The sequence below is a fragment of the Paraglaciecola sp. L3A3 genome, from assembly GCF_009796765.1.
In the GTDB taxonomy this organism is placed as follows: domain Bacteria; phylum Pseudomonadota; class Gammaproteobacteria; order Enterobacterales; family Alteromonadaceae; genus Paraglaciecola.
Map to the genome: position 1 here is coordinate 4,992,590 of NZ_CP047023.1, position 19,146 is coordinate 5,011,735.

The 19,146-nt window shown below is 36.5% G+C and carries 19 protein-coding genes; 10 read left to right on the top strand and 9 right to left on the bottom strand.

Going from position 1 to position 19,146, the window contains the following annotated elements; genetic code table 11:
• Positions 1-497 precede the first annotated feature (497 nt).
• The 3 genes from GQR87_RS20745 (at position 498) to GQR87_RS20755 (ending at position 3,308) form a co-directional block, all read left to right on the top strand.
• On the top strand, positions 498-1,451 hold the full coding sequence (locus tag GQR87_RS20745) for a hypothetical protein (RefSeq protein WP_158972581.1): 954 nt from the start codon (positions 498-500) through the stop codon (positions 1,449-1,451).
• Positions 1,444-2,547 (top strand): hypothetical protein, encoded by a 1,104-nt coding sequence (locus tag GQR87_RS20750; RefSeq protein WP_233267347.1) that lies wholly within the window; start codon positions 1,444-1,446, stop codon positions 2,545-2,547. Before GQR87_RS20745 ends, GQR87_RS20750 begins: the two co-directional genes overlap by 8 nt.
• A gap of 137 nt (positions 2,548-2,684) precedes the next feature.
• Positions 2,685-3,308 carry a tyrosine-type recombinase/integrase gene (locus GQR87_RS20755; protein ID WP_158972582.1) on the top strand — a complete coding sequence of 208 codons (624 nt, stop codon included), beginning with the start codon at positions 2,685-2,687 and terminating at the stop codon, positions 3,306-3,308.
• Between the two features lie 91 nt (positions 3,309-3,399).
• On the opposite strand, the gene GQR87_RS20760 is transcribed toward GQR87_RS20755, so the two are convergent.
• The 7 genes from GQR87_RS20760 to GQR87_RS20790 all read right to left on the bottom strand — a co-directional run bounded on the left by GQR87_RS20760 (position 3,400) and on the right by GQR87_RS20790 (position 10,621).
• Positions 3,400-3,954: a hypothetical protein gene (locus GQR87_RS20760; protein WP_158972583.1), complete on the bottom strand. Its 555-nt coding sequence runs from the start codon at positions 3,952-3,954 to the stop codon at positions 3,400-3,402.
• A complete protein-coding gene (locus GQR87_RS20765) occupies positions 3,951-5,042 on the bottom strand; it encodes a hypothetical protein (protein WP_158972584.1) in 1,092 nt (363 codons plus the stop codon). The genes GQR87_RS20760 and GQR87_RS20765 overlap by 4 nt, the downstream gene beginning before the upstream one ends.
• 559 nt (positions 5,043-5,601) lie before the next feature.
• Positions 5,602-7,083 (bottom strand): hypothetical protein, encoded by a 1,482-nt coding sequence (locus GQR87_RS20770; RefSeq protein ID WP_158972585.1) that lies wholly within the window; start codon positions 7,081-7,083, stop codon positions 5,602-5,604.
• Positions 7,084-7,654: 571 nt separating this feature from the next.
• Positions 7,655-7,819, bottom strand: a complete 165-nt coding sequence (locus GQR87_RS20775; protein ID WP_158972586.1) for a hypothetical protein — start codon at positions 7,817-7,819, stop codon at positions 7,655-7,657.
• A gap of 318 nt (positions 7,820-8,137) precedes the next feature.
• On the bottom strand, positions 8,138-9,061 hold the full coding sequence (locus GQR87_RS20780) for a hypothetical protein (RefSeq protein WP_158972587.1): 924 nt from the start codon (positions 9,059-9,061) through the stop codon (positions 8,138-8,140).
• Between the two features lie 180 nt (positions 9,062-9,241).
• Positions 9,242-10,027: an endonuclease gene (locus tag GQR87_RS20785; RefSeq protein ID WP_158972588.1), complete on the bottom strand. Its 786-nt coding sequence runs from the start codon at positions 10,025-10,027 to the stop codon at positions 9,242-9,244.
• Between the two features lie 411 nt (positions 10,028-10,438).
• Entirely contained in the window at positions 10,439-10,621 is a 183-nt protein-coding gene (locus GQR87_RS20790) for a hypothetical protein (protein WP_158972589.1), read from the bottom strand.
• A gap of 175 nt (positions 10,622-10,796) precedes the next feature.
• Here GQR87_RS20790 and GQR87_RS20795 point away from each other — a divergent pair, with 175 nt between their 5' ends.
• From GQR87_RS20795 to GQR87_RS20815, 5 genes are all read left to right on the top strand, one after another.
• A complete protein-coding gene (locus tag GQR87_RS20795) occupies positions 10,797-11,201 on the top strand; it encodes a LexA family transcriptional regulator (RefSeq protein ID WP_158972590.1) in 405 nt (134 codons plus the stop codon).
• Positions 11,201-12,466, top strand: a complete 1,266-nt coding sequence (locus GQR87_RS20800) for a Y-family DNA polymerase (RefSeq protein WP_158972591.1) — start codon at positions 11,201-11,203, stop codon at positions 12,464-12,466. Before GQR87_RS20795 ends, GQR87_RS20800 begins: the two co-directional genes overlap by 1 nt.
• 214 nt (positions 12,467-12,680) lie before the next feature.
• The gene (locus GQR87_RS20805; RefSeq protein ID WP_158972592.1) at positions 12,681-12,881 is read left to right on the top strand and encodes a hypothetical protein; all 201 of its coding nucleotides are present in this window, start codon (positions 12,681-12,683) and stop codon (positions 12,879-12,881) included.
• 154 nt (positions 12,882-13,035) lie between these two features.
• Positions 13,036-13,659, top strand: coding sequence for a tyrosine-type recombinase/integrase (locus GQR87_RS20810; protein ID WP_158972593.1), 624 nt, complete (start codon positions 13,036-13,038; stop codon positions 13,657-13,659).
• A 327-nt stretch (positions 13,660-13,986) separates the two neighbouring features.
• Positions 13,987-15,744 carry a hypothetical protein gene (locus GQR87_RS20815; RefSeq protein ID WP_158972594.1) on the top strand — a complete coding sequence of 586 codons (1,758 nt, stop codon included), beginning with the start codon at positions 13,987-13,989 and terminating at the stop codon, positions 15,742-15,744.
• A gap of 311 nt (positions 15,745-16,055) precedes the next feature.
• On the opposite strand, the gene GQR87_RS20820 is transcribed toward GQR87_RS20815, so the two are convergent.
• Both GQR87_RS20820 and GQR87_RS20825 read right to left on the bottom strand, forming a co-directional pair.
• The gene (locus GQR87_RS20820; RefSeq protein WP_158972595.1) at positions 16,056-16,457 is read right to left on the bottom strand and encodes a hypothetical protein; all 402 of its coding nucleotides are present in this window, start codon (positions 16,455-16,457) and stop codon (positions 16,056-16,058) included.
• 33 nt (positions 16,458-16,490) lie between these two features.
• Positions 16,491-16,745, bottom strand: a complete 255-nt coding sequence (locus GQR87_RS20825; protein ID WP_158972596.1) for a hypothetical protein — start codon at positions 16,743-16,745, stop codon at positions 16,491-16,493.
• 132 nt (positions 16,746-16,877) lie between these two features.
• On the opposite strand from GQR87_RS20825, the gene GQR87_RS20830 reads away from it, so the two are divergent.
• Together GQR87_RS20830 and GQR87_RS20835 are read left to right on the top strand one after the other, a co-directional pair.
• Positions 16,878-17,219 carry a hypothetical protein gene (locus GQR87_RS20830; RefSeq protein ID WP_158972597.1) on the top strand — a complete coding sequence of 114 codons (342 nt, stop codon included), beginning with the start codon at positions 16,878-16,880 and terminating at the stop codon, positions 17,217-17,219.
• Between the two features lie 288 nt (positions 17,220-17,507).
• Positions 17,508-19,130 carry a tyrosine-type recombinase/integrase gene (locus GQR87_RS20835; protein WP_158972598.1) on the top strand — a complete coding sequence of 541 codons (1,623 nt, stop codon included), beginning with the start codon at positions 17,508-17,510 and terminating at the stop codon, positions 19,128-19,130.
• Positions 19,131-19,146: the final 16 nt, after the last annotated feature.

Below are 19,146 nucleotides of genomic sequence, written 5' to 3' on the forward strand. Positions count from 1 at the left end.
GAATAAGAGCTTTGTGCCAAAAGCCGCCCTTCGCCCTCGCCTTGGTATGGATCAAATGTTCAGACCATAGCGGACTATAGATTAACGGATTGGTTAAATATTTCTCACTTCAATATGCTGTATAAAAAATCAGGTGTAATGAAGATTAGTGAATAATACCAATATCGCTTCCTATTAAATAAATTTCCTAGGTCTCATTTTGTTTTTCAGAAAAAAGCTAAGTTCTTAATTTAATTATGGAAAATATTCTACACATGGTTTTTAATAGGAAGCGAAAAAAGTCTCGTTAAAGTCAGGCACCTTTTGTTTTTGTAAATGTATCAATATGGGCCGATTTAAAGCATAAAATATGCAATAAAATCAAAAGGTAAAAATTAAATATCGTATCAATAATTCACTTGTTCGATAATAAGCGTTATGCGTCAATGTGGTGTTCATAGAGCAATTTAATTGGCGATTACTAAATTACTAATTAAATCGTTTTTAAGGAGTTTGAAATGGCAGGTGAACGTTCTAAAAATATCGGAGAAGTAGGAGAAAAAATTGCTGAAAAATTCTTTGATAAAATTGGATGGGGGTTACCACAAAAGGGAATATACCACCCATGCTACAAGCCAAAGCATCATGCACTTGAAGATGCGAAGGGTGGTGAAAAAAATCAACATGGAATAGACTTTCAAATATCGTATAAATCTGCTTTGGAATCAGAAACATTAAATAATTTAATAGTTTCAGTGAAGCATATTAAAGATAGTAAGTATCCACAATCTGCAACTAAGAAGTTTAAAGGATATATAAGCGATCTAGTTCACTCCACTGAGTGCTTTAAAAGAACGCCACAGCGTCGCGAAATTGCATCAGGACATGTAGGATGTAAAGCAATCAACGAGATTCCTGTCTTGTTTTTTATATCTAGTAAAGACCATGAAAGCCATGATTTTATAAGTTGTTTACAAACATCTAGATTTATAAACGACTACGACGTTAAAGAACTATATATTGTAGATAATAAGAAAGTTTCTTTTGTTTTGAGTGTCTTAGATTATATAGAAAGGGAGTATACAGATTATGAATGGTACTTTTATCACCCTGTCACAGGAATGAATATTAGCGATACCAATATTCTTAAACATAGCAAAACTATGCAAATTGAATTTCTAACAAGCCCATATATTCCATTTATTCTTAAGAAGAAAATTGGTACACATGAAACATGTAAATTTTTATTAGCGACTGTTGATTCTTTTTCTGAAGATAACTTTGCAAAATTTGTTACCTATTGTAGAGAAAATACAAATGATAATATCAGTGATATTGAGATATCAATGGCTGAATACTTTACGGATGATAGCAGTGGAGTTGTAAGTAAAGTTCTAAATGCTCATGAAATTGAGCTGGATGTTAAAGTATCAAATTATAATCCTAATTTTAGGAGTTTAGCTAATGAGTGATTTGTTTTTTATTCCTACAGGTGATTATTTAAGGCAATTTATTGGTAATACAATGATAAAGCCAGCTGATATTAAAGAGATTTTAAAGAAAAGAGGTGTTTTTTCTTCATCTAACGATAAAAAAATATTGGGACCAATATTAGTAAAAAGTGGAATATCTCCTCTCGAATTTGAGACGCTGAAAGAATCTATTCAAACTAAAGAAGAAAACCCAAAGATTCAAAGCCGACAATTAAAGTGGCAAAGTGATGAAAGTCTATTAGACGCGATCCCATATGATTTTAATTTTTCTGACTTAATCGATGACCCTTTCGGAACCATTTCTATTGATAATGCTCCAGTGTTTACTGTTGCTGGTGATGGAAAAGATACTAATCACCTAATTGCGGAGATAACGATTAAAAGAAATGATAAAACTAAGAACTTTGGTGATGATGTTAGTTATCACGAGTGCTCCGTAGAACTTAAACTTGATGATGATAAAAACATGGATTTAAATATTTTGACAAAACACTCATCAAAAGAAACTTTGAATTTAGTAAATAAAATTTCAAGGCGCATACACAAGCATTTGAAAGACAATAATCATGTTACCGATAAGCCAATAGAAAAAATCTTATTTGGAAACTTTACTAATGAGAGCCGTATAGACTTTCTGATAGAGATGGCAAAGTCTAGTGCAATGTATCTATATTATCAGGACATGAAAAAAGTACACATGTCACCAGATGAAAACGTGCAAGGAGAAATACCTTCCGAAATAGCACTTTTCGAGAAAAAGATTAATGATCTTATGTTTAAAGGAAAAAGCTTAGATTCTAGTGTTTTCCTTAAGAAGAAGGAGCTTAAAAAGCACATGAAATTGTGCAGTGTTACTTCAAGGTATGAACTTAATGATGATCAACATCAAGGAAGTTGCTTAGTCAGGATATATTTCCCTGAGTTTGAGGATGAAAGTGAGTTATTGATGGAAGTTGAAAACTTAAATATTCAAAAAAAATTACCAGTGGAATTAAAGTCTGATATAAAGTTACAAATATTAAAATTTTTAGAAATTAAAAAATTAAAGTTATATGAAAATTACTCAATCAATTAGTAAGTTAGAAACATAACTTTCGCGATTTAAGTGGGCTTTAATGTCCGCTTTTCGCTCAAAGACCCCATTGACTTCCCACTCTAAAAACTATGTTTAGCCAACTAAACTTAAATCTCCACAAACACAGGAGATTCAAAATGTACCCCATAGCAATATATCAACCCAAGGAACCTTGGAATAAAAACAAACTGGTAGGGCAAAAGTTACCTCTAAAACTTCAACAAATTTGGGCAATCCGAATAAGGTTGGAACTTTTCAATAAGATCAGAGATTTGGCACTTTTCAATTTAGCCATTGATAGTAAACTTCGTGGCTGCGATTTAGTCGCTTTAAAAGTTAATGATATCGCACACGGTAAGAGTATTCAGTCACGAGCTATTCTTGTTCAAAAAAAGACTGGCACACCCGTTCAATTTGAAATAACAGAAAATACACGATTGTCTCTTTACGCTCTTATCGAACAATCCAAACTATCTTCATCTGACTATTTGTTCAAATCAAGAATACAATCATCTGACCATATATCAACTCGACAATATGGGCGAATTGTAGACAATTGGGTTTCGACCATTGGACTAGATCATACTCAGTACGGTACTCACACTATGCGAAGAACAAAACCTTCTTTGATCTACAAAAAGACAAAGAATCTGAGAGCGTGTCAGTTGTTACTAGGTCACCGTAAGCTTGAAAGTACGGTCAGATATCTGGGTATCGAGGTTGATGACGCTCTAGAGGTTTCTGAGAGCATAGATTCTTAGTTAGTAAGCCAGACTTTATTGCAAAGTCTGGCTTGTTCGTGCCAAGAGCCGACTTTACTGATCTGTATTCAAGAAGAATAGTATAGAGGTTCTAATCATCCAAGTGAGAAGTAACATGAAACTTCTTTGCAGCCTGCTTACCATTGATTACATTTCCAAGTTCTATAATAAAGCTTACGCTTGAGGCCAAAACAGAATAAAGACTAAATAGTTGAATTTCCGAAAAAAATAAAATGGTAAACAATCCAATTCCATTAAAAAAACTCTGGTTTTCAATATATAAATTTGTGTTTTCTATAAGAGATGCGAATATCATTAGTAAAATAATTCCCGCCATTACAAAACCTGATAGGACTATTACTCCCACCATGAGTCTTAGCCTGCTCAATGAATTGTTACTTTTATCTTTCAGACTTTGGTCAAATTCTTTTGTAAGTAACCCACTTATTGCACTCGGATACAGATAGGCTACCCAAATTCCAGAAATTGCAAATATCATCGCTGAGGTGTTTTGTAATACAGAGACCAAAGATTTTAAGGATTCAACCTCAACTGTTTGTGCAAAGAAATATGTTATCAATAGATTGAAAAGTGCCAAAGCAAGTAAAATATATATTATCTTCCTTGTTAATACTTTTCTTTTCATGCGACTTCAGCTCTAATATCCGAAGTACCATCATTCGATAGGGGAGCAATGAGGTTGTCTCTTACCAAGTGCAAAGCAGCGAAAAGTGTACTTGGATCATAGTAACTTTGATCGTAATCGCCGGGAACATTCAAAAAGTTTTTGATTACAAACTCGTTTAGCCAAACTGTTTTTCCCGCTCCTTCTTTCCTAAACCCCAAGTTTACCCATTTATCTAAACCTCCGGCGTAATGGTCGTTATATGTTTCAAACAATGTGCGAAGTTCCTCGCCAGTAGGTTTAGCTTCAATAACTACTTCAACATTGCGAGTTTCTTTCGTCAGGGTAGCTGATACGAATGGTAGACCTTCAAACAGCCTTTCCCACGAGTTATTATGCCCAACTCTCGCAGAAACTTTTTCTCTTTTAACAAAGTGAGTGATATCTCTAGCCATCGCGGACAAATCGGCCTGCTCAGTAGCCTTGGTAAACATTTTGCTACTACATCTGAACCAAAGGTTCGTCGAGCCATCAGAAGCAAGAAAAGAGATACTTAAGAATTTACTTCCATCAGCTCTCTCCTTTTCCACAACCTGTCTTTCTCTTAGTGAACTCTGGAGTTTAACAAAATCAGATAAAAGCCTAGTCAGAGCGTCTGTGTCGCTGACTGATTTCGCAAACTTAATTGTCGCAAATGCTCGCTTATTAGGAATAAGCCATAAATAAACTGGCTCGCCCCAAATAACATTTACATCACCAGTTGAGTCATCAGCGTTATAGAGTGCAGAGTCATTTAATGACGTGTTAGCTGGTATACCAAATACACCATCACCATTTCCAACGGCTCTCCATAAGACAAGTATAAAGTCACCAGTGTCATCATTCCTTTCGAAGCTCTTTATGTATATTCGCTTACGCGCACTATAGCCTAAAGTGTCAGAATCCCACATTAAAGTATCACTAATATCAACTCTATCTTCGTACCAACTTTTGATATCGGAAAGAAGTTCATTTAGATTTAGATCTTCCTTATACTCCTGTCCATCAGTGTTTCTTTTAAAAAACCCTAAATCTTTAAACTCAAAAAACGTTACCAATCCATCGGCCATATGTCGCTCCAATTAGGCTATTTTGATTAAGACATCTGTGAAACTGCAATTACAAGTGAGGAACTCACCTTAACCTCACTTTGATTAGCTTTAGTCTAACTCTTGATTCATTGAAGATACAAGACTATGTCTGCTTTTCGCTCGAAGCCGAATATCGGCCATGTGCCAATTGCAGCCGTTGGGTAGAAGTTATCTGACGGGCTGCTTTGAGCCTAAAAGCGGTCGGTCGGGCGTTAAACTTTGTGCCAATTGCAGTCTTAGCTGAGGCTCGTAAAAACTGGTTTTGACGTTCTCCTTTGCCACCATCAACGTCATTAACTTAAAAATTTAACAAATACTTTTTTTAATTTATTGGGAACTTATTTGTTTTCAATCTTTTTAAACATCTTAATATATACCTTCAAATATATGGTTGTAGCGGTGAGGATTGTATTAAGAGGTTGTCCTCGCCCCAAACAACTCTCTTTTCCAAAACTCAATTACCAAACATGAGAGACTATTGCCTGAGCGAGGGGTCGCCGTAGGTAACTAGCTCAATGTGATTGAAGTGAGCAGGCTCCTAAAGTAGGTCTCTTACCCTAATTGTATCTAATGCGTATAGCGTTTGTGCTGTAGAAGAACTAGAAAGTTGATACTCAATTGCCCATCCAAAATCTAACGTGTTATTTTTGATATCATGAGCGTTGAGGCTATTGAAAACGAGTTGAGTTCTTTGTTTTTTTGACAAAAAGTTATCAACAGGCACCTCTATAAATGAAGCGGGTGACAAGCTAATCTTACTTTTCTGCTTTGCGCTATATATATCTTTGTTAACATACGATGAAATTGTGTTTATTTTAATGAAGGTGTTAGTCATATTTTGCAGCTTAACAGTTCCACCACTAACAGATATAGCGACAACATCATTACCTTTTGAAAATTTAGGATAAACTCTTCCTAGATTAAAACTCTGTGTAGTTATATTTGCTTGGATATGAATTATTCCGTTGATTAAATTGCCTTTTTTACATGAAACGTCAAACGTAAATCGTTCTACCTCAACACTGCTGCAAGCCACATAGAATTCGCGACTTAGATCGCTTGATTTTTCGTTAATATACTTATCATATTCGGCGAAATACGAAGTATGTTGCAGTTCAAATTTTTGCTCTAAATCTGCTAGCTGTGTTTCGTTTTCTGCTTGCAAAAATTGGCTTAATTTAAAGACTGATTCATAAAGATCATTAGGGTTTGGTATCGAAAAGGAAAATGTTAACGGATGCACAGTAATAGTAGCCGATTGTTTAGCCACAGTTGCATAATCGCCAGAAAATATACTAGTTTGATCTTTAGAACTTATAGAGAAATTTGTTGGTAGATATTGCTGTTGCCTATTTTTCTCATTTAACATTTCTACCTTGGTCGCTAGGCTCTCAACGCTGTTATTAATTTTATTACGTAAAATTCTTTGAGTTTTTTGTTTTTTGGCAGTAAAGACTTTGATGCCTAAGTCTCCCTTTGCTAAGGCATCGATACCTAAGTGTTCTATTGTTTCGAAGACTTCAGATTCATCGAAACGAGCAAAGTATCCAGCAGTTCCTGTCGCCGCGCTAAGTAGACCAATTCCAGTTACCGCTAAAAGCCCATTCATTAATACTGTTTTGCTTGCCTCTACCTGTGTGAACTCACTTTCACACATATAGTAAAGAGTATCATCTTCAGTATTTGCCGCGCCTTTCCTGCAAGAAAATGATTCATCGCTTGCGTATGAACCCTTAAGGTTTTTAAACCAAACCCCTATAGTTTTATTCTCTGGATTTAAATATATAGCTTCGACAAAGTCGCCAGACTCCGCCAAACTAAACCCATCATTTTCATATTTCACACCATAAAAATAATCATTGGATGGTTTAACAGAACCAATAAATGTGTATTTATTTTCAATATCACTGAGACTTTTATTATTCACTCTAGTTGAATCTAAGTTGGTAGAACTACGCTCAGTGCTTGAACAAGCTGTGAGGAATAATCCACCTAAGATTAGAGTAGTAATCCATTTCATTATATATCCTTAGTATCATTTTATTTTTTATATTTAGCGTGCTTTGGTGTAAAAGTTAATTGCTATGTCCGTCCAGCGCCTTTCGATTCTTTAAAATTCACACAGTAAAATGCGATATCGAAAAGAAATCGATTTAAAAGAATTAATGGATAATATAAAGGTTGGTAAATGAGCCATAAAAATAAATCTATTATTAATTTAGCCTTTCACTTGAATCATTCCATCGGCTCATAAGAACTTACTACTAACTCGAATTACTCTAGAAAACTGCTGAATGTAAATAAGAGCTTTAAAATTAGTGGCATAGCACAAACTTGTATTTGATTAGAAATTTACTATAGCCTTTCTTAAAGAGTCAAGTCGTTTGTCCGGATGACTTTCTGAGTGTCTAAAATTTAAACTGAGCAAAGTAAGGGTTCTATTTCGAGTGAAATCGGGAGGTTTGTTACGATGCTTTTCTAAAAACTCAGTTGAATGAATTTTATTGGTTGATTTTCGTACTATTTGAATTAAATACTGAACAGCTCATTAGTAATTTCTCTAAATATTTAATTCATCGGCAGATCATCAACTAGGTAACTTGTTGTAAATACGCAAATGACAGTGTTGCCACCATTGCTGTCATAGTGGCTTTCCGTTTTAATGCATCTGAGGGGGCAGAGTCGATGAAAGGTATCCTAAGGAACTTGTATCGGACGGCTAAACCAAAACCAATGGACGTCTCTTTTTCGCTCATTCTAGCTTTAGGCACTCGCTTTTCGACTGTCTGTCTTGGGCAAAGCAGCCGTTCGGCTAAGGTAGTTTGAGATTCTGCTTCTCGCTCTTTGCTGCCCGTCAGATTTGATCGAAGTCTAATATAAAAAATGTCAGGTTTAATCCTAGTTACTACACGTTAGTTTGTTACAAATAAAGACATCTGCGCTACTTTGCTTGAATGAGATTGATTTAATAAAGAGATAGCTCATCCAAGATGACAAAACAGCCAACATTAATGACCGTTTCGAAATACGCTTAAAAATTAAACTTCTCTACATTGCTATGAACAAAATCAAATTCAAAACGTTGCTGTAAACAGTAACATAACTCCATCAGAATCCCGTTTTCTGAGTAATTTAGTGCTGTCCTTTTCAGTGGTCATATCCCCGTCTTGCAAGTCGCCACGTATGGTGGTGAAGTCAGTGTCAATAAAGTAACCTAATCCGATATTCATTGATTTGCCTTCTCCTTTATACCAACCAATCATTGGGCCGAATCCAATAGTAGTCCCAAGACCGTCACCTTCTTGCTTAGCTAAGCTTACTGCTAGAAATGGGCCATAACCGAATTGCTCTATTTGATTTTTCTTAATACCAAAGTACCAGTGAGTCTCTATCATTAATGCCATTTGGTAGTCAACTTCCTTGCCAATCCGAACCACTCCCTCCGCATCAGTTTCATTTTGCCTTTCAATTGTAATATCTTCGATATAAGGCTTATCACTATATGCTAAAAGGACAATTGCAGGATTCCAGTTAAATCCTCCAAAATCATAGGATTTCTTAATGTCTTCTTCTTGTGCTTGTTGTGCTTTTACATTTTCAACTACTTCACTAGGGTCAGCTACATTACTTTGAGAAGCGATGGCAGTTGAGTTTACTGCACCACAATTTCCAAGTTTAGTTGCTATTGCAGTACTCATAGGTTGCTGTAGTAACAATGCAGTCTTATTGCTTAATCCCTTTAAATATAATTCTGACTCATTTTTTTCATAATAGGATTTGGGAAGTGCGAATCCACTTTCAACACATTCTTCGACGGTATTAAATGAGGTTTTATATCCGTTTTTTATCTGTTTGTAATAACTAGAGTTTGAATCATGGCAAAGGCCACTCGTGGTAAGTTTGACAGGTTCATTTGTGATATCTTCAATTGTGCAATTTGAGAAACAATAGGTTGAAAAAGCGAGGGTGCTAAAAATGGGTAGTAGAAACTTATTCATATGGATATCCTTAATCGATTTAATTATTTACCTATAATGAATTAAACGTTTCGACTACATACTTCCGATATGTAAATCCATCCTGTGACAAATTAATAGTAGGAGAAAATAGAAAAAAAACTACCTTTGCATATTTTATTTATCAATTAATACAATTTGTAGAGTAGTTAACATCAAAATTTAGTCACACATTGCTTGTACAAATACGTTTCCAATGTGTTGTGATTTCCTAATGCGTTCGTCTCGAATACACTCATATTCATCTACTGGATCTAGCCTATCCCAGAGCAACATTAACGTGACAACATCATTGCTCAATTTAATATCATGGGTGTGCATCATGTATAGATATATCCTTGCAACATTACCTTTGATGGCATCGGCAGGCTCTGCGGTATCCGTCTTAAAATCCACCTCAAAGTCACATGCTCCATATGCTCTGAGTTCTCCTGCTATGGTGGCGTATTGAAAGTTAGAACGGTCGCCATTTAACTCACCTACAGCAGGAACGAGATTATTCATATCATTATGTGCTTTCTTGAATTGTTTATTGACCTTATAAGCACAGTCTCGGCCAGATAAATATTTACCATTTGATTTTTGACATGCTGGATACTGTTCAGGGTTTTGCCACTCAGTTAGATGCCCTCCAATTATCTGAGCAGGCATAACATGCTCCCATTCGATTCGTGTTGCTCTGACATTAGGCTTACCTGAGCCAGAAATGGGAATGCGAGGGATATAGCCACATGACGTGGGCGATACAAACGTTTCTTTTATATCACCATCTCCATCAACATCCAATGAGTCATCAAATACAAAATCACATCCACAATAGAATGTCTTATTCTGGTCAAAGTAGACTTCTTTTTCGGCTTTAATTTTCGCATTGCTAAAAGAGGTGGGAAAATCAGCATGAGCAGAAAAGGTGAGTGCAATAAAGGCTAAACAAAGGATTTTGAACATATTTCCCGCCAAAAAAATAAAAACTCCATTAAATGCGAACATTGGGTTTACCACTATAACGCGACCTTAAATATTGAGTATCTATGGAGCAATATATCAATGGTGGTATTTTAAATCCAAGTTGTTTTTGTACTCTTTTATTTTTTTATCTAATTGAGTTTTCGCCATTTCATATCTTTTTTGGCAGACGTCATCATCGGGGTGGTGACGCCAAATTTGAAAGGCCCTGTCTACCTCTTTCGTTAGGGAAAGTAAGTGATTGTTTCTCTCTGGCATGAAAGACATCCTTGTTTATAAACCCTTATTTTTTAAGTTAGTTGAGGATAATTGAAAAGGCAAAAATATTACCGACTCTTCATAGATGAAAATTAATATCCAAAGGCCCACGCTTGAGTAGAAAGAGATACTTAATCAAGAAATGGTACTCATCTTTTTTTTATCGTCTTCTAAGTACATGGCAGCAAATTCAACGCCACCAAAAGAGCGGTTTAACATTCTTCTGACATGACGCCTTGCCTCTTGCTCATCTCCCGAAGTAAGTATAAAAAGCCAAGTTTCAACTAGTATTTTAGGTGGTAAGTCGGTGTGTTCCATATTTCTCATCCTTAAGTTAATTGTAATTATTAAGCTAGGACACAGAATAAAAATCGTCAAATTGCATACTTTAATTTGATGCATTTCTTCTAAAAAATGAAAGTTAATGTGTATTTCGAAATAAATAATAATGAAGATTATGTCAAAATAAAAAATACTGTATATAATCACAGTTATGTTAAAGTTTATCCCAATTAAAGCCTCCGCAGGAATCATCGGTTTTGAATCTCCTGCGGCAGAATACACTCAGCTTAATCTCGATTTAGACCAATTACTCATCGACCACCCATCCGCGACTTACATTGGTATTGCAGAAGGTAAGTCTATGATGGGGGACGGTATATTCTCTGGGGATTTACTGATTGTTGACCGTGCGCAAAATATTAAAGACCAAGACGTTGTGGTAGCAAACCTCAACGGGGTTTTTGTGTGCAAAAAAATCGACAAGGTACAGCGCTGCTTATTGTCTTCAGGTCAGAACTTAGAGCCTTACTTCTTAAGAGAGGGGGATGAGTTTCAGATTGAAGGTGTGGTTACACGCTCAATCAGATTGCATCGACCTTTTACAAAGCACCTCTAATGTACGCATTGTGTGACGTGAACAGTATGTATGCCAGTTGCGAGAAGGTATTCGAACCATCAATCCGCAACAAACCTGTCGTGGTGTTAACGAACAACGATGGCTGTATTTGCGCCGCCTGTGGCATTGCCAAGCGAATGGGCATTGGAAAGAAGTTTGTACCTTACTTTCAAGTTAAAAAAGAGCTGGAAGCGGCTGGTGCTGTTATACGTTCGAGCAACTATGAGTTATATGCGGACTTGAGCCAACGTATGATGGATACCTGTGCACGTTTTGCCCCGAATATTAACGTTTACTCAATCGATGAGTGCTTTTTGTATTACGGCAAACCATCCTCAGCACCTCTAGAAGGCTGGGAAGCGTTGGGGATGCAAATAAGAAAGGCTGTTTGGCGAGAAGTGCGATTACCCATCTGTGTAGGCATAGGCCCAACCCCCACCCTAGCCAAAGTAGCCAATCACGCAGCAAAGAAGGTCGAGGGTTTTAAAGGCGTAGCCGTTCTTGATACCAAAGAAATACGAAAAAAAGTGCTATCAAAGATGGCCGTGACTGACGTATGGGGTATTGGTAATCGCCTCGGTAGACGTTTGAATATGTTGGGCGTTAGTAACGCCTGGGAATTGGCTAACAGAAACCCCACTCAAATTAGAAAAGAGTTCTCAATTTTAGTCGAAAATACCGTTCGAGAGCTTAACGGAGAAGTGCGACACAGTTGGGACACAGTGCGTGCCGCTAAAAAAGAAATTTATAGTACTCGTAGTTTTGGGGAGCGAATTACCAATTTCGAAGGACTAAGTAGCGCCTTAGCTAGTCATGCCGAAATAGTGGCTATAAAGTTGCGGAAGCAAAAGAGCCTAACGAGCAGCATGACCCTATTTGCAACCAGTTCACCTCATGATACTGAAGGCTATTTCAGGAAGTCGTACTTTCATCATTTTGCTGTACCCACTAATGACACGATGAATATTGTTAAGGTTATTGAGCATGCGATGTCACGTCTATATAAGCCTAATATTCGGTATTATAGGTGCGGGGTGGGTTTGATGGGGTTACACAATGAAGAGCTATTTCAGTACGATTTGTTCACGCCTTCGAATGACAACCCTAAACTCATGGCTTGCATGGATACAATCAATGCTCGATATGGCCGCTCAACAGTGCATATCGCCGCAAAAGGATTTGAGCAAAAATTTGCGATGCGCCGAGCGTTCTTATCACCGCAATACACAACAAAGTGGAGCGATATACCAAAGATAATCTGTTAGCAACTGAGCATAAATGTTTCCATTGCTGTATCAATGCTGACCGTCGATTTCGAGCCTAACTGCAGACATATTGGAAATTGTCTGATAGTCTGGATTACGGTCGGTTTTTCGACCCAAAGCGGACGTTTTAAAAATCAATAACTCTGACCGTTGATATTAAAATTAAATACTAGAATATGGTTCCCACTTTTATAGCTAAGAAAAAGAGGATGAAATGTCAAAATCTGAATATTTTGAATCAATTGAGGAAATGGAAGAGGCTAAACTTCGGTTAATTAGATTGCTTACCTCAGAAGAAAAGAGCGCTACCAAAATAATAACTCAAGGTGAAAGTTTAATATCTATTACAGTTGAAAGTGCGATGGATATTGAAGATAAAGTTAGAAAAGCTTTCGGTAATTATTATAGAGAATAATTAGAAGTTTAAAATCAACGGGGGCAGATTGACTTGATTCGCAACTCGCTTTATTTAGATATATTAATGACCGCTTAGAACCGAAGCACGGCTTAATCTGCCAAACTAATATTTAGGTACCATACTTATATCTCCGTTAAATAGGAGAACTTTCATGTATGCCTTAACCATTTATGTTCCCAAAGAACCTTGGAACAAAAATAAACTTATTGGACAGAAGCTACCGCTCAAACTTCAACAAATTTGGTCTATTCGAATACGGTTAGAACTATCCAACAAGACAAGAGACCTAGCACTTTTTAATCTGGCAATAGACAGCAAGTTGCGTGGTTGCGATCTCGTCGCATTGCTGGTCAGAGATGTTTGTCGTGGCAATATTATCCAATCTCGAGCAATTGTTGTTCAGAAGAAAACACAGCAACCCGTTCAGTTTGAGATAACTGAAAATACCAGAAAATCTATTTCAGAATTGATTGCCACACAAAACCTAAGTCCAAACGATTACTTGTTCAAATCGAGAGCCAAGCCCTCAGACCATATTTCTACGAGGCAATATGGCAGAATTGTTGGTAATTGGGTTGATTCAATTGGTTTGGACAAAACTCAATATGGCACGCATTCGATGCGACGAACAAAGCCATCACTCATTTATAAGAAGACGAAGAACTTAAGAGCTTGTCAGTTATTGCTTGGGCATCGAAAACTTGAAAGTACCGTTAGATATTTGGGTATAGAAGTTGATGATGCACTTGAAGTGTCTGAAAGTATTGATGCGTAGCTAGATAGCCAAAGGACTGTATATCCTTTGGCAAGTTCTATCGTAAACAGGAAGTCGAGTTGTAATCACTTGGGCTTGGTTGTGTAGTGGTAGACATTAGCCACAGGCTTACTAATAATCTAAAATTACTGTAAAGCAGCTTTTCAGAGCGACGAAGAAATATTGGGTGAAAGTAACATATGTAAGCCTACTTAGTATGAATCAAGTATATATTCGAATCAGAGATATCCATTGCAATTAGAGGATAAGGCGCTAGTCTGGATATTTATTTAATAATAAATATCCAACAATATTAAATAGCAATGATGCTAAGGAAGGTAACCACTTATGAATCAAGATTGGCTTCTCCAAAAAAAAGAGACCCGACGGACCTTTTCTAATTCAACTTGGGTTCCTTTGAGAGCCTCTTGCGATAACGAAAAAGGTAACGTTAAAAATATAGGTTATATTAACGAGTTTTTCGGGTGCGGTTCTGTTGCATTTACACCGGAGCATCGTGAAGCCGCTGAAAAATTAAGTTGGAGTGATATTGGAATTGGTTGTAGTGCTCAACCCTATGCTTACGACGATGGTTATTATTCTTCTATTGAACAGTATCAATTGAATGATAAAGAGCCGATCGGAATTCACCTTGTCTTTGAACATCCTCAACCAGTAATTGGCGGAAATCTATGGCTATTGAATCCTGACTTAGTTGTTGCGCTTCGCCTTATAAAAGAGGGAAATAACTGGGTAAGACCAGAAGAGAATTTCGTTGTGGTAGCACGAGAAACGCTAGACGCAGAAGGTAAGCAGAAGCTAATTGAGATTAAGAGAGAGTACCTTCTCGACTATTTAGCTGCTAGAAATATGTCACTAAGGCTCTCTTACTACCGTCAAAGAGTGGAAAATATAGCCTCTCTTGACTCTAGTGAATATGCTAGCTTGGAAAACTATCAAGAAGAGCGAGACAACGGTCGATTTGAATTATTAATTCGTGGTGTAAATGATGTTTTTGGGGGGCGTTGGGCTATGTTTCGTACCTGGCGCACTGATGTTGATGAAGATGACGACGCGCCTGTAATGGGGCCAGAAACAAACGACAATATTGATCATGAAAGCTCCGAGGGAAATAGTGGTGACTATGAGGGTGTGCGGGTGGAAGGTGAGTTTTGGAGGGATGAGTGGATTGAGCATCAAGGAATAAGTAAGCGGGTTAGAGGAGATGCAGACAAAAATCTACCTCAATATATAGTTGAAACCGATAGTACGCGTATGCCCTCTACTGAATTAAACAATGAAGATGTTGGTAGATGGCTGTGGTTTCGCTCAGGTATTATAAATGAACTTCTCGGCCTTCGTGGCTTTTCCCTTAAGTGGTGTACGGCAGAAACAGGGAAAATTCAATCCACATCTGGATATTCAATTCACTTCGGAATAAATTCTTCTGATCTAGTCACTGTTTATGCTTATGACGTTGCTCGTCTTCCTGCATGGGAACAGTATTTATGGGCAGCTCAAAATGTAGTCCCTGATGGAAAGGTTTCAAACGAACTCTTAGCCTCACAAGTGAAAGCTCAGCCAGCATCTACACATGCTGTCGAGGAGCTTCTTTTCAAGGTCATGGGTATGCTTGAGGACGGGTTTCAACAAGAGTTCAACGTTGTTCTTTACTTGCACGACCTAGATCGCTTAGAAGCTATGAAGCAAATATCTCGCTTCGCAAGCACGGATCAAGTATCACTGCTGAGATTGGCAAAAGAGCTCGTTCGTGTTTTTTCAGATCGGCTTGATGTTCGTGAACTTCGCAAACTATCAACACACCGAAATAAGGAAAAACTGGCGTCAAATAAGCTCCTACAAGATGTGCTAGCTCAGAAAGTTGGCATTGATAAAGCTCGTGAAGTATTTGGACCGCTTGTAGGTGCCTATGATATGCGAGTAGGTGATGCTCACCCTACTAGCTCGAATATTGGAGATGCTTTGAAACTTGCAGGAATTGACGAAAATAAATCATTTTTAAGGCAAGGAGAGCAACTGATTTCCAATTTTGGCCGATCAATATGGTTAGTTGGCAAGTTGCTGTTTGAAAAACCTCAAGAGTGAGCTGTCAATCAACTTTTTAACTGTATTCCTACAACACTAAGAGCGCGGCATTCACTGAAGTTAGGAATTGGATAGACATCAATTATGAAAGGAACGCTGACTTTAATTCGCTCAGGCAGTTTGAAAAACCATATTTTGCCATTCAACCTGTTAAGTTATTTAGTCCGCTTTGGGCGTGAAGCCGAAGTTACTATCAATAAGCTATGGATGATCAATATTGGCACTTAAGAGATTAAATAAGTTTCTATGCTTTAGTTTTAGACAAAAAAGCGAGCCAATTGGCTCGCTAATAAGTTATAGCTTTTTCAAGCTTAGATGTTTTCTAATTTATTAAGCCATTGCGATTCAGCAACTTCAAAATAGCTTGATGGTTCGATTAGAAATACGTCTTCAAATTCATCTGCGAATAATTCACAAAACGAACGTATGTCGTCAATATGTATCAATAGTAAAGCTATCATGTCTATGTCTGCTAAGTATTTTGAGTCAAACTCAGTATGACTATTCAACAAAGATTGACTGATACTCACGCCTAAGCTTCGGCCAGCAGAGTCTCTATGTAAATAGATGTACTGCTCAAAACTCAGTTCCATTTCATCATTATCTGAAGTTTTTACGTTAGCTAATAAAAGAATGGTACTGCTGTCATTCCAAGGGCTTTTTGATGCTCTTTTGTATTCGCGTATAAATTGTGAAGTTGTTTTGTCGCTCATTTTTAATTTCCTAGTTGATGTCTTCAACATTAACTAGAACGGTAGTGGGGAGAATTCAGGCGAGTAGTGATATTCAATCAACTTATCAATCAGTTTTAACCTTTGCTCTTCATCATTTTCGAGTAGTAATAAACGGATAATGAGATGTGTTGAATCAGTCTCTATGATACTCGTCAAATCAAGGGGAAATGGGGTTTCTAGTGTATTTTGTTTTTGTGTTACTCGGTCTAAGAGTAGTTTGCAGATAATCGTAACTCTCTTTTCCATTTTTTTCGAATAATGAAGCATGCTGTTTTCCGTATTATTGTTTAAAAAACTAAATACATACGTTTAATACGAATTTTTTGAATCTACCTCATAAATAGTTCGCATCGTTTGGTGTTACTTCAAATTGAGTACAATCAATTAGGAGTAAGAAAAATGTTGAATTCTATTAATAGTGGTAATAGGTGCACACAAAGGTGTGAGCCAGAAATGTTGGTGCTATACAAGTCAGAAGACAAACTAGACAAAATAGTGCTACACAAAAGTTTGGAAGGGCAGTGTGAATATGTAATGTTATCGAAAAATATGGTGACGCATTGTGAATACTGTAATCCACTGGGCAGCAATATTTTATTTATGAATCAATATCGCTTACTCAGTCGATATAAAGCTCAAATAGAGCGATATATCAAACTTCAGGACACAAAGCAGTTATTTAACATGATAGTTGGTATTGAGTTAAACGCGTTTTTATCTCAATTTGAAGGGAAATGTTAAACCATTATTAAGCCGGCACTAGCCGGCTTTTTTTTTAATTTTTTTTTGCGTGTTTTTGATTTTTAATTTGTCTATATAAAACAATGACTTATATTTTATTTTTTATGATTAACAGCAAAAACCAAGCATAATCCATTTTTCTTGAAAAAAAATATATGTGGAAAATATCACGTCGACTTCAATTGTAAAAAAGAACCTCGACATGACAGCTATAATCTTCTTAAAAGAACTTATTAATAAGCACAGGAAAGCAGGTGAATATTTAGCGAATTTACTTAAATGGTAAATTTGGAACCTGTTAAACAAGAGCTATCGAACAATATCCCCAGTAAATATAAATTGTGGGACTCGAATCATGTTGCGAATATCTTTGAAATTGAGCCTGTAGTAGTCGTTGAGTGGGCTGAAGAAGGTATGTTGGCAGGAACATACTCAAAATTAAAAAATGAATGGTATTTTTTTCCTAAGGCGATTCAGGCGTTCTTCAATAAAAGTGATGCAGGGTGTGAAGTCGCCACTCAAATTGATACTTCTAAAAAAGACTCTAATGTATTTCCACAAACATTACAAAAGCCAATAGAAAATATACCTGTTTCCAATCAAAGTAATGAAACAAATATTAAGACTCTAGAAGCTGAGGAGTTATGCCGTAAGGAATATCTCGATATAGTTACTGCAAAAATAAGTGAATATGACGCTGCTAATAAAACGAAAAAAACTAAACTTATTAATAGTGGATTATCGCAAATACAAGGCGGAAATCAGCGCAAAACTGTGACCTACGTAGAGACTTTCAATCTGAATGTAACTGAAGTCAAAAAAGGAGCCCCATCACAGGGCTTTAGACTGGATCTTAGAAAACAGACACCAATAAATATTAGACTAAAGCGCATATTCAATAACCAGAGCAGAATCAGGATCGAAGGAAAAACAGAGAAAGAAGCCAAGATTGCAGCCAATAAATTGATAGGTGAAAAGTCAAATTTGATGAATATTAATCTGTTGGATTATGTAGAAGGAAAAACACTTTTGGATGGTCTGATTACGGGGTTCAAAACAAATAAAATATCTACAAGCAAGACTGTAGATGAAATGAATAGAGATGTTGCTCTTTTACAATTTATAGCCGGCTTCGTACCATTAAAATTATTTAATGACGACTTTGTTTTAGATATCATTCTATGCTTCAAAGAAGCTAGCTCAAACCTATCCTCTTCAACTATAAATAAGTTCTGCTGTGAATTAAGAAAGACACTTCAACTATGCTACGAGCGAAGCTGGATAGAAAAAGTTCCGAATATACCCAGTTTTCAATCTGGCGGTCGTCAATTCATTGATATTAATAAAGAGAAGTTTGCGGTGTTCACAGATACATATTCTCAATTATGCTCTGAAAAAAGCACTGATAAATTATTTAGTTATCATTACCACAATACTTGTTTAAAATTATTCAGATATAGTGGGATGCGAAAAGCTAACTTATTCGAAATGAAAATTTCAAATATTGACTTTACATACAAAATTTATCGAATACACAGCGCCGAATCTAAAAGTAATATCGATATAGATATCCCTCTTTCAGATAGAGCCATGGAAGCTATACAAACTTTACTTGGTGAGCGTAAGCGAGTAGGAATCAAAAGTGATTATTTATTTGCTACACAGTCTGGTAGAAATTCATATCTAATTGACAGGCGGTGTTGGAAACTGGCAGTTCAAAAGGCTAAGTTATCAGAAAGACTCTCACCTCATTATTTTAGACATTACTTTTTGACAATGATAATAAGAAATGGTGGTTCAATAAGTGATGCTAAGATCGCTGGCGGCTTTAAAACCACAAGAGCACTGAAAAAATATTTACACGTCAAAGTGACTTCTGGTAGCACCAATATGGTAAATAGTGTTGAGTAAAAAATAGCTGGCTAAA

Bases quoted from the DNA above. Each gene is read 5' to 3' on its own strand.
- GQR87_RS20745 (WP_158972581.1), top strand. From the start codon at position 498: ATGGCAGGTGAACGTTCTAAAAATATCGGAGAAGTAGGAGAAAAAATT.
- GQR87_RS20750 (WP_233267347.1), top strand. From the start codon at position 1,444: ATGAGTGATTTGTTTTTTATTCCTACAGGTGATTATTTAAGGCAATTT.
- GQR87_RS20755 (WP_158972582.1), top strand. From the start codon at position 2,685: ATGTACCCCATAGCAATATATCAACCCAAGGAACCTTGGAATAAAAAC.
- GQR87_RS20760 (WP_158972583.1), bottom strand. From the start codon at position 3,954: ATGAAAAGAAAAGTATTAACAAGGAAGATAATATATATTTTACTTGCT.
- GQR87_RS20765 (WP_158972584.1), bottom strand. From the start codon at position 5,042: ATGGCCGATGGATTGGTAACGTTTTTTGAGTTTAAAGATTTAGGGTTT.
- GQR87_RS20770 (WP_158972585.1), bottom strand. From the start codon at position 7,083: ATGAAATGGATTACTACTCTAATCTTAGGTGGATTATTCCTCACAGCT.
- GQR87_RS20775 (WP_158972586.1), bottom strand. From the start codon at position 7,819: ATGAGCGAAAAAGAGACGTCCATTGGTTTTGGTTTAGCCGTCCGATAC.
- GQR87_RS20780 (WP_158972587.1), bottom strand. From the start codon at position 9,061: ATGAATAAGTTTCTACTACCCATTTTTAGCACCCTCGCTTTTTCAACC.
- GQR87_RS20785 (WP_158972588.1), bottom strand. From the start codon at position 10,027: ATGTTCAAAATCCTTTGTTTAGCCTTTATTGCACTCACCTTTTCTGCT.
- GQR87_RS20790 (WP_158972589.1), bottom strand. From the start codon at position 10,621: ATGGAACACACCGACTTACCACCTAAAATACTAGTTGAAACTTGGCTT.
- GQR87_RS20795 (WP_158972590.1), top strand. From the start codon at position 10,797: ATGTTAAAGTTTATCCCAATTAAAGCCTCCGCAGGAATCATCGGTTTT.
- GQR87_RS20800 (WP_158972591.1), top strand. From the start codon at position 11,201: ATGTACGCATTGTGTGACGTGAACAGTATGTATGCCAGTTGCGAGAAG.
- GQR87_RS20805 (WP_158972592.1), top strand. From the start codon at position 12,681: ATGTCAAAATCTGAATATTTTGAATCAATTGAGGAAATGGAAGAGGCT.
- GQR87_RS20810 (WP_158972593.1), top strand. From the start codon at position 13,036: ATGTATGCCTTAACCATTTATGTTCCCAAAGAACCTTGGAACAAAAAT.
- GQR87_RS20815 (WP_158972594.1), top strand. From the start codon at position 13,987: ATGAATCAAGATTGGCTTCTCCAAAAAAAAGAGACCCGACGGACCTTT.
- GQR87_RS20820 (WP_158972595.1), bottom strand. From the start codon at position 16,457: ATGAGCGACAAAACAACTTCACAATTTATACGCGAATACAAAAGAGCA.
- GQR87_RS20825 (WP_158972596.1), bottom strand. From the start codon at position 16,745: ATGCTTCATTATTCGAAAAAAATGGAAAAGAGAGTTACGATTATCTGC.
- GQR87_RS20830 (WP_158972597.1), top strand. From the start codon at position 16,878: ATGTTGAATTCTATTAATAGTGGTAATAGGTGCACACAAAGGTGTGAG.